At 56.9% G+C, this 8,985-nt stretch carries 8 protein-coding genes; 5 read left to right on the top strand and 3 right to left on the bottom strand.

Annotated elements, in window-relative coordinates:
- Positions 1-846: 846 nt before the first annotated feature.
- Together VG146_11610 and VG146_11605 are read right to left on the bottom strand one after the other, a co-directional pair.
- The gene (locus VG146_11610) at positions 847-3,132 is read right to left on the bottom strand and encodes a tetratricopeptide repeat protein (protein ID HEV2392995.1); all 2,286 of its coding nucleotides are present in this window, start codon (positions 3,130-3,132) and stop codon (positions 847-849) included.
- A gap of 8 nt (positions 3,133-3,140) precedes the next feature.
- Positions 3,141-4,409 (bottom strand): DNA methyltransferase, encoded by a 1,269-nt coding sequence (locus VG146_11605; protein ID HEV2392994.1) that lies wholly within the window; start codon positions 4,407-4,409, stop codon positions 3,141-3,143.
- A 182-nt stretch (positions 4,410-4,591) separates the two neighbouring features.
- Between VG146_11605 and rpsP the strand changes: the two genes are divergently transcribed.
- The 4 genes from rpsP (at position 4,592) to rplS (ending at position 6,279) form a co-directional block, all read left to right on the top strand.
- Positions 4,592-4,852, top strand: coding sequence for a 30S ribosomal protein S16 (gene rpsP, locus VG146_11600; GenBank protein HEV2392993.1), 261 nt, complete (start codon positions 4,592-4,594; stop codon positions 4,850-4,852).
- Between the two features lie 17 nt (positions 4,853-4,869).
- Positions 4,870-5,115: a KH domain-containing protein gene (locus tag VG146_11595; protein HEV2392992.1), complete on the top strand. Its 246-nt coding sequence runs from the start codon at positions 4,870-4,872 to the stop codon at positions 5,113-5,115.
- Between the two features lie 65 nt (positions 5,116-5,180).
- Positions 5,181-5,846: a tRNA (guanosine(37)-N1)-methyltransferase TrmD gene (trmD, locus tag VG146_11590; protein HEV2392991.1), complete on the top strand. Its 666-nt coding sequence runs from the start codon at positions 5,181-5,183 to the stop codon at positions 5,844-5,846.
- A gap of 40 nt (positions 5,847-5,886) precedes the next feature.
- Positions 5,887-6,279: a 50S ribosomal protein L19 gene (rplS, locus tag VG146_11585; protein ID HEV2392990.1), complete on the top strand. Its 393-nt coding sequence runs from the start codon at positions 5,887-5,889 to the stop codon at positions 6,277-6,279.
- A gap of 27 nt (positions 6,280-6,306) precedes the next feature.
- On the opposite strand, the gene VG146_11580 is transcribed toward rplS, so the two are convergent.
- A complete protein-coding gene (locus tag VG146_11580) occupies positions 6,307-6,537 on the bottom strand; it encodes a hypothetical protein (protein HEV2392989.1) in 231 nt (76 codons plus the stop codon).
- 463 nt (positions 6,538-7,000) lie between these two features.
- Here VG146_11580 and VG146_11575 point away from each other — a divergent pair, with 463 nt between their 5' ends.
- On the top strand, positions 7,001-8,884 hold the full coding sequence (locus VG146_11575) for a hypothetical protein (GenBank protein HEV2392988.1): 1,884 nt from the start codon (positions 7,001-7,003) through the stop codon (positions 8,882-8,884).
- The last annotated feature ends 101 nt before the right edge of the window (positions 8,885-8,985 follow it).

Here is an 8,985-nt window from a genome sequence, read left to right as displayed (position 1 = left end):
CGGCGTAAGCTTCGCGCTAGAACGCCTGCTTCGGTAGAATACCTGCGGCGAATCGCAGGGCTTAGTTCAGGAACTATCCATTTAAGCAGTGAACTCCTGCGGCTTCACGTCGCACCTGACGGATGCCTGACGGATAATTGACGGGAAATTGACGGATCTTTTTGAAAAAAATGCCCATCTTTCTGTGTTCCTGACGGGTTGACGGCAAAACGTGGGGGGGAGAGTGTGTCCCCCCTCTTTTCGCCGCCTCCGTTGTGTTCGATGCTCGCCTGAGGGTGTCCCCCCTCCTTGGCGCCTGGCTATCGGCGGATAATTGACCGTTTGCCATGTGGGATTTGCCATTTCGACTATTAACCCCCGTCCGAAATTTCAATTCTCAAACTTGCAAGCTCTTCCGACCCGACATCTCCGTGTCTTCTCTCCCTCGCCACATTAAGCCAAATTAAGCCAAATTAAACCAAATTAAGGTAAATTAAGCTATAAACTGCCCCCTCACACCCAGTCGGTGGTCTTCTCGGAAAACTCAATGTCAAACTTCATCATCACCCCTCGCTCCCTTCGCTGGTGGCGCCTAAGGATTCGCTCTCGCGTGCAGCCAGTGGGGCCTGCTCTCAACCGGCACCCCCACCTCAAGAACCGGAACCAACCGGAGGTAATCGGAGGTAATCGGAACCAATCGGAGGCAAACTCCCCTTTCGGAAACCTCCCCCGCGCACCCTCAAGAACCAGGCCCATGTAGCCAATGGTCACCTACTGTAGGTAAATGTCACCAAATGTAACCACAAACCGCACCGTCCGATAACGCAAGCATCCTCACCGCCGCCACCCTCTCTTCCTCAGTGCCTCTTACTGTTCAAGCTGTTTTTTCGCTGCTTCGTAATCAGGCTTTAATCGCAGCGCCTCGCGATAATGGGTGACAGCCTCGCTGTGTTTGCCCTGTTTATCCAAAACACACCCGAGATTAAAATGCGCTTCCGGATTGTTGGTATTCAGCCGGAGCGCCTCGGTGTAATTCGCGACAGCCGCGTCCAACAGGCCCTTTTCGGCCAGCACATTGGCCAGGTTATTGTGGGCCTGGGCGTCATCGGGATTCAGTCTCAATGATTCCTGGTATTCAGCAATGGCGGCATCAAACTGGTGCTCAGCAGCCAGCGCGTTGCCCAGGTTGCTGTGCGCGCTGGCATAATTGGGCTTGAACCGTATGGCCGCCTGGAAATGCGGAATGGCCTCAGCCAGCTTCCCCTCCATCGCCAAAGCGATTCCCAGGTTGTTATGCGCGTCCGCGTGCTCGGGGTTTTGCCGCAGAGTAATCTCATAGTGCGCAATCGCCTCATCCAGCTTCCCTATCTCGGAAAGCGCATTGCCCAGGTTATTATGGACCTCAGGGTGGTTGGGCCGGACCCGCAGCGCTGCCTGGTAAAACGAGATGGCCTCGGCATACTTTTTCTGGCCGGCCAGCGCATATCCCATATTGTTCAGCGCATCTTCGTAACTTGGGTTGATAGCGAGAGACTTTTGATAGTTCTCCTTGGCCTTTTCCAGTTTCCCCTGTTTCGAGAGATAAAAACCGAGGTTGTTATACGCCAAATAATTGTTATGCGTGACCTGCACGGCCCGCCGGAACAGCGTTTCGCTGTCTTGCCAGAATTCCACCTGGCGGAAGGTCAGCCACCCGCAAACGCCCAGGACTAGCACTGCGACAAAGAAGTTTCGAGACAGAGAGCCTCTTCTCCCTTGCCCCCTCATCCAAAGCAGGAGAGGGAATTGCTTTCCTGAGCGCGTGACCAAACCTGGTTGCCGGTTCACTGGCGCGCTTTCCATGGCAGGGACCCCCCTGCGCCAATGCTCCGAAGCATCGCCAAGCAACCAAACGATGAGCAGAAACAACCCGATGCTCGGCACGTAAGCATATCGATCCGCCATCGATTGAATGCCGACCTGGACCAGCCCAATCACCGGGACCAGCGTGCCTAGAAACCAAAGCCACCCGACCGTTGCGTATGGCCGAGTGCGCCGCACCCACAACACCCAACCGGTGATTACCGCCAGGACAACCAGCGAACCGGCCACCTCCCACGCCGGCCAATGACCCGGATGCGGATAAAGGACCGACAGGTCAGAGGGCCAAAGCGTTTTGCGCGCGTAACGCACATAAGAAACAACCGCATTGCCCCAGCGCGCGCCCAGCGACAAGCCCGCCGAAACCGCCCCGCCCCTTTTCTGAACGAGAAATGTCACAACGCAGGACGCAGCCGCCAGCAGAAAGAAAGGCGATTTCTCCCATAAGAGTTGGCCGTGCCTCGGCCAACTCCATAACGCCGCAGGTTCCCCCGTTATTCCGCCCTTTGATCCGGCTCCGGGAGGCCGTGGCCCATTTGCTGCCACCATGCCAAAGCGTCCAAGGGGCCAATAATCCAAAAGAATTAAAAGAAAAGGGATGGTAACGAGCATGGGTTTGCTCATCAGGCCTAAAGCGAACAAAACCAGGGAGAGGCCGTACCAGCGTCGAGCGTGGAACGGAGAGGGTGGAGCGTGGAGCGTAAGGTCTGGAGATTGAGGCGCCTTTTTGGCATAGTTGCCATAGGCCCAAAGACAAAGGAGACCCAAAAACGTGCTCAAGACGTCTTTGCGTTCGGAAATCCATGCCACGGATTCGACGTGCAGCGGGTGCAAACCAAAGAGTCCCGCGACCAACGCGCTGCGCCAGTGCGCCCCGGTCAGACGCCTCAGCAGGAGAAAGAGCAACACCGTATTGGTTACATGAAAGGCGAGATTCACCAGGTGCTGCGGCCCTGGGTTCGCTCCGAAAAGCTCGCAATCCAGCATGTGTGACAACCAGGTCAGCGGATGCCAGTTGCTGGCGTGGCCGGAACGAAACGCCCAGACCACGTTCGCCCATGTTAATCCTCCAAGGACATGCGGATTGGCCGTCACGTAGTCGGCGTCATCATAATCGACGAAACCGTTCCATGGGACGGCCCCGTAGGCGGCCAGAACGCTGATCGCCAGGAGTACGGAAATTCCAACCGGCCCAAAGAGTTTGTTCTTTAGCGGCCCGGTTGGCTCAGGCTTCTCGGCGCCAGGTAATTCTCTTCTCCGCGCCTTTTGGGCTGGAGTTGCGCGTGGGGACATCGGCAGATTCAGGACTTTCTAAACACCACAATCCGGTTGGTATTCGTGCCCTTAGCCATGTTATCGACGCCCCAGCAATTGGCGGTCTTGGTGAATTGCTGATCGTTGATAACCACAGCGACCGGCTCCAGACCCGCCGCTGCGCCGCAGGGCAGCACCGCCTCTTCCAGCTTGGTCAGGCCACCGTGGATTTCGCCCACTTCAAAAGCCACATGGCCGCCGGTTTTGAGCGCGCGATAAAGCTCATGGAAAACCTGGGTCATTGCTTCGCGCCACCGTTCCAGCTTGTTGGGGACCGTAAGCGATACGGCTTTGGAATCAATCCCCAGGAACCAGCAGCGCAGCCAGTTATCAATCGCATACTGGACCACATTCAGGAAAGGTGGTGAGGTAACCACCAAGGCAACCGACCCCGAGCTCACCTGCGGTGTTGAATTGGCCGGGCCGGTCAGAAGGAGGGCCTGCCCACTCACCTGCGCAAGCGTCCGGCGAGTCATTTGATCGACGTCACCCAGAAGCTGCCGGGATTTTTTGAGAATCAAGGCGGCCACGTCTCGCCGCTCGGGGACCTGGCTGCGGCGCTGGTTGATTTTGCGTTGTGATTTGACTGAAACGGCCTGGTTCGGCGGCAGGGTATATACGGAAAAAAAGCCCTTGGAATGGCCCGTCAGACGGTTGAGGGCAACCACGGCAATCCATTCGTCCACTCCGTCGAGCCCCCCCGCTCGCTGCCGTTCTAATAGATATCGTTTGAGCGAAGAAATACCCTCCAAGGTTTCCGCGTGATAAAATGCCGACAAGTCCTCCGGCATATCAGCCGGAGCATTCAACGGAATTTCCCTCAACCGCGTTTCGATTTGCGCCAAGTCAGGCGGGCGCAACCGGGGGCGGGTCATGACGATGCTGAGCGGGTTAATATCATTACCAAAAGGGACGCGTCCTAGGAGTGCCGCCTCGATAGGGGTGGTGCCCCGCCCCATGAACGGGTCATATACGATATCACCTGGCCGGGTCAGGCGTTCGATAAAAAACCGGGGCAACTGTGGCTTAAAACAGGCCCGGTACGAGACCTCGTGCAATGAACTCGCCTGGCGCTGTTTGGCGGTCCAAAACTCGTTCACAAACACCGGGACCTGCGCTGAATCGCCGCAAGGTCGAAGAAAATTCGTCTGTAACTCCTGTGTCTGCTTTCCAAAATCCCGGAAAGCAATCAGGTCTTCTGCCAGAGGCAGGCGATGAGCGGGTGGGTTCTCGAATCTCGTTGCCAGCAGTGTCATTTGGTTTAGAGTAAGAACACCATTAACCGCGCGGCTTCGCAAGCGGGTTTGCGAACCGAACCGGTAATAAAATTTAATGAAACAGGGCTTGCAAACGGGCGAACCCGCGATTAGGCTCTCCCTTCATTTTTGCGCAAGCCATAAGTGCCGCAGTGTGGACTTGTGCCGCCAATAATCAATTTATGTCTGTAAAAATTCGCATGAAGCGCGTAGGGGCCAAGAACACCCCGGTTTTTCGCATTGTTGTGGCTGATAGCCGCAGTCCTCGAGACGGCAAGTTCATCGAGGAAATCGGGACCTATCAGCCGCTGAAGAAGGGTGACAATTTCGTCCTCGACCTCGAACGGGCTGCTTACTGGCTGGGCAAAGGGGCGCAGCCGAGCGATACGGTTGCCAGCTTTATCAAAAAGGCGCGGAGAAGCGCCGCTCCCGTTGCGGCCTAAGAGCGCGATGTTGGTCTATGCAAGGGTTTCTCGAATACGTGGTGAAGGGCCTGGTGCAGCATCCGGAGGCGGTAACAATTACCCCGGTCGAGCGCGAGGGGACCACCGTGTTCGAGTTGCGTTTGCACCCCCAGGACGTGGGCAAAATCATTGGCCGTCAGGGCATGACGATTAACGCGATTCGCTCCCTTCTGTTGGCCGGCAGCGCCAAAAAGGGAGTGCGTTGCACGCTCGAAATCGTCGAGGAACAATCCGCAAGCTGATGGCAGTCGCTGGGAGCCGCGGCGCTCCCGGAGAAATGAGCCTGGCGGCTGAATCGCAGCAGCGTATGAGAATTGACGTGCTCACGTTATTCCCCGCAATGTTCGAGGGTCCGCTCGACGAGAGCATTGTTAAACGAGCGCGTCAGGCCGGCTTGCTGGATTTGCGAATCCACAATTTGCGGGAGTACGCGCATGACCGCCATAAAACGGTCGATGACCGCCCTTTTGGTGGCGGCCCGGGCATGTTACTCAAGCCCGAACCGATCTTTGAAGCAGTGGAAAAGCTGGCGCGCGAAAAGACGCGTGTGGTCCTTTTGTCCCCAGCCGGACGGGCCTTTAACCAGGCTATCGCCGGCGAACTGGCCCAGGTTGAGGATTTGCTCCTTGTCTCAGGTCACTACGAGGGATTTGACGAACGCATCCGAGAGCAACTGGCGGACGATGAGTTATCCATCGGCGATTATGTCCTGACCAACGGCGCGCTTCCGGCTATGGTCATTATTGATTCGGTCACACGCCTGTTGCCCGGCGCGCTTGGGGACGAAACCAGCGCTCATGAAGAGTCCTTCAGCCATGGCCTGCTGGAGTATCCGCAATATACGCGGCCAGCGGAGTTCCGCGGGCTGAAAGTTCCCGAAGTACTGCTCTCGGGCAACCATGCGCAAATTGCCAAGTGGCGCCAGGACCAGGCCAGACAGCGCACGCGGGAGCGCCGGCCGGATTTGCTGTAAATCGAACAGACCGAATCTAAGGGCAAAACGAAAATATTTTATGAACCAGGCATTACTTGATAAAATCGAATCGGAACAGTTTCGCAAACAACCTGCCGAATTCTCGGTTGGCGATACGGTGCGCGTGCATACCAAGGTCGTCGAAGGCGACAAAGAACGCATCCAAATCTTTTCCGGGGTCGTCATCGGACGGCGCGGCCACGGGCTCAACGAGATGTTCACCGTCCGGCGCATCAGCTACGGCGAAGGCGTCGAGCGCGTTTTTCCCATCCATTCGCCCCGCGTCGAGAGGGTGGAAGTCGAGCGCAAAGGCCGCGCCCGGCGCGCCAAGCTCACCTACCTGCGCAAGCGCCTGGGCAAAGGCGCAACCTTGGTGAAGGAAAAGGAAACGCATGCCGCCACTCCTGCACCCCCGGAGAAGGCGGAGTCATAAGCCTTGGTCCCGAACCATTGAATCGAATCAGGCTGCGGCTTCGAGCCGGTAGCTCAACGTATTCAGGTAACGGCGCTTGAGTCCGCGTTTCCTGCGCTGCCGTTCTCGCGCCTTGACCAGGTGCTTGAGGCACCGGGACCCCTGGATGGCCGGCTCCCCGCACTCGGTGCAGCGCCGATCACGCTGCATGCGCAACTGATACTTCCGTTGCCGTGAAATCGGCAACTCTGTAAACTCGTCTTGAATTCGTTTTCTCATCGTCTCCTCTCAATCACTGGCCTCTACATGATACATGATCGCCGGGCGAGGACACTGGTCTGCCACCTGGCGCTCTCCACATACTCCCGGACAAGTACGCCACCTCTGGAACCTGGTGAACAGTGACTTGACTCCCCATTTGTCAGACCTTTCCCCTTTATATTCGTTAGGTCAAGGTAGGCTTATACGGGTATTTCAGCCGATTTTGCAGGGTGACACTGCAAGAAGCCGAGCGCGAGCACGCTATTTAAAGGGGTTTCGCAGGTGCACGGTCCGAAGACAAATCAGAGCCTCCTCGCGCGGCTCCTACATCGGGTGCGGATTTTTGGGTTCGGGTTGGCCTGCATCCTGCTTTTATTCAGTGTTCTAAGCAGATTTGTGTTCCTTATGGCCTTGGGCTTCCGAGCAAAAATGGTTAGCCCTCGATCGAACACACGGCCTTGCAAATCCGACTCATCAGGATGTGACTATATCTGTCTCAAAACCAGACAGCGTGCGGCGGACCATTGCCATCCTAGGCGCTTTGGCTGTGCTTAGGATTGCCGGGTCGAGCCTGGTAGCCGCCACGAATGCGCGCGTCGTTTCCAGCGTTGCCGAGCTTCGTTCCCTCTCAAGCAATCAGCTCAACCAACTTCAGCCATTCGAACTCCACGGCACGATCCTCTGCTATGATGCTGACTGGAATCAACTCTTTTTGCAGACAAAGGAAGGAATCGATTTCATCACCCCTCAAGGTCTGCGCACCGACCTCAAAGCCGGCGATGTAGTTAACCTTATCGGACAGACGGTTTCGGTTGCAAATGGCCTGCCTTTAACAAACCTCGAAGCTCTTGTGTTGGGCCACTCGAGTTTGCCGCCGGGGAAACCCATTGAACTGGCGGACGTCCGGGCAAATATGAATTCCTGGGTCGAACTCACGGGGCAGGTCCGTTTGGCAGAAATCAGCCGCGGGCGCCTCGGGTTATCCATCTGTAGCGAGCAAGTCCGCCTCCTGGTCTATGTATTGGGCTCGCAGCCAACCAACGACTGCAAGCTTCTCCAAGGAGCGCTGGTGCGGGTTCGTGGGATCATCACCGCAGACACGCTCAATGGCCGTTTTACAGCAACCTTGATGGCGCCCGATAGCAGACAAATCTCAATCGTGCGCCCTTCTGCAACCTTGATTTCGAGCCTGCCGGTCACTTCAATCGATGCCGTTCTCAACCGGGAACTGGGCCCCTGGACCAACCAACCCGTCCACCTGCACGGCATCGTCAGTGACGCGCTGCCCGGCGAATCGCTCCTCATTAAGGACTCGACTGGAATCATTCGGGCACGTCTTGTTCAGGTTACCTCGGTTGCACCGGGTGAACGCATCGACCTGTGGGGTTACCTCCAAATCGCGGCAGACCAGGCGGTTTTGGCGGATGCCTACTTCGAACCGAGCCGTTCGGAAACGGCAGCGGTTGCGCCAGAATCCTCCGAGCTACTGCTCACCAACAAATGCAGCGCCACATGCGCCAACCTCGCGCAATTACGCGCTTTGAGCCGGGAACAAATCCGCCGCGGACTCCCCGTCAAAATTCGCGGGACAGTCATTTACAGTGATCCTGAATGGCACACCGCATTCGTCCACGATGGCAGCGCTTGCGTGTATGCCCAAGTCACTCAGTCCAATATTCATTCCGGCCAACTTGTCGAGCTTACCGGCCAGGCCACGTTCGGCACGCTTGGCCCGGCCATAGTCCTCGCGCAGTTCCGGATTCTGGGAAAAACAAACCTCCCACCCTCAATACCGGCTGAGTTGGATGATCTTGCGGACGGCGGGCTGGACGCCCAGTGGGTCCAGATGCAAGGGGTTGTCCGGCATGTCACCGCGCAATGGAACCATCTCTATTTGTCGCTCATGAGCCGCAAAGGCAAGTTTGATGTCCTGCTTCCGGGTTTTTCCTCGAACGAGCCGCCATCCAGCCTGCTGGATGCCAGTGTCAGGGTTCAGGGAATTTGCGGGTCTGACGTGAATGGCCGCAACCAGTTGAATGGCATCACCCTGTACGCCCCGAGCCTCAAGCACATCCAAATCATCGAGGCTCCCCCTGCCGATCCGTTCGATATTCCCTCAACTCCCATTGCTGCGGTAGCCACTTTCAATCCGGAACGTGTGGCCGGACGCAGGGTAAAAGTGGCCGGCGTGGTCACTTTGAATCTCTCCGACCAAAGCCTTTATCTTCAGGATAACTCGGGGGGCATCCGCGTTCAAACCGAGTTGGCCCATCCCCCTACCCTCCGCCCTGGCGACTCGGTTGAAGTCCTCGGGTTCCCCGCTATTGAGCGTGGCCTCGCAAAGCGAGGCTCAGGTGGCGGATAGCGGTCGTAGATTGTGACGGAAAGCGGAAATACCCCTCGAAATTCCTGAAACCGCGCTGATGCTTTAAACAGGAACCCCCGTGAAGGCTTGCCTTCGCGGGG

The sequence above is a fragment of the Verrucomicrobiia bacterium genome (assembly GCA_035946615.1).
Lineage (GTDB): Bacteria > Verrucomicrobiota > Verrucomicrobiia > Limisphaerales > UBA8199 > DASYZB01.
This window is presented reverse-complemented; position numbering and strand designations above follow the sequence as displayed.

Bases quoted from the DNA above. Each gene is read 5' to 3' on its own strand.
- VG146_11610 (HEV2392995.1), bottom strand. From the start codon at position 3,132: ATGTCCCCACGCGCAACTCCAGCCCAAAAGGCGCGGAGAAGAGAATTA.
- VG146_11605 (HEV2392994.1), bottom strand. From the start codon at position 4,409: ATGACACTGCTGGCAACGAGATTCGAGAACCCACCCGCTCATCGCCTG.
- rpsP (HEV2392993.1), top strand. From the start codon at position 4,592: ATGTCTGTAAAAATTCGCATGAAGCGCGTAGGGGCCAAGAACACCCCG.
- VG146_11595 (HEV2392992.1), top strand. From the start codon at position 4,870: ATGCAAGGGTTTCTCGAATACGTGGTGAAGGGCCTGGTGCAGCATCCG.
- trmD (HEV2392991.1), top strand. From the start codon at position 5,181: ATGAGAATTGACGTGCTCACGTTATTCCCCGCAATGTTCGAGGGTCCG.
- rplS (HEV2392990.1), top strand. From the start codon at position 5,887: ATGAACCAGGCATTACTTGATAAAATCGAATCGGAACAGTTTCGCAAA.
- VG146_11580 (HEV2392989.1), bottom strand. From the start codon at position 6,537: ATGAGAAAACGAATTCAAGACGAGTTTACAGAGTTGCCGATTTCACGG.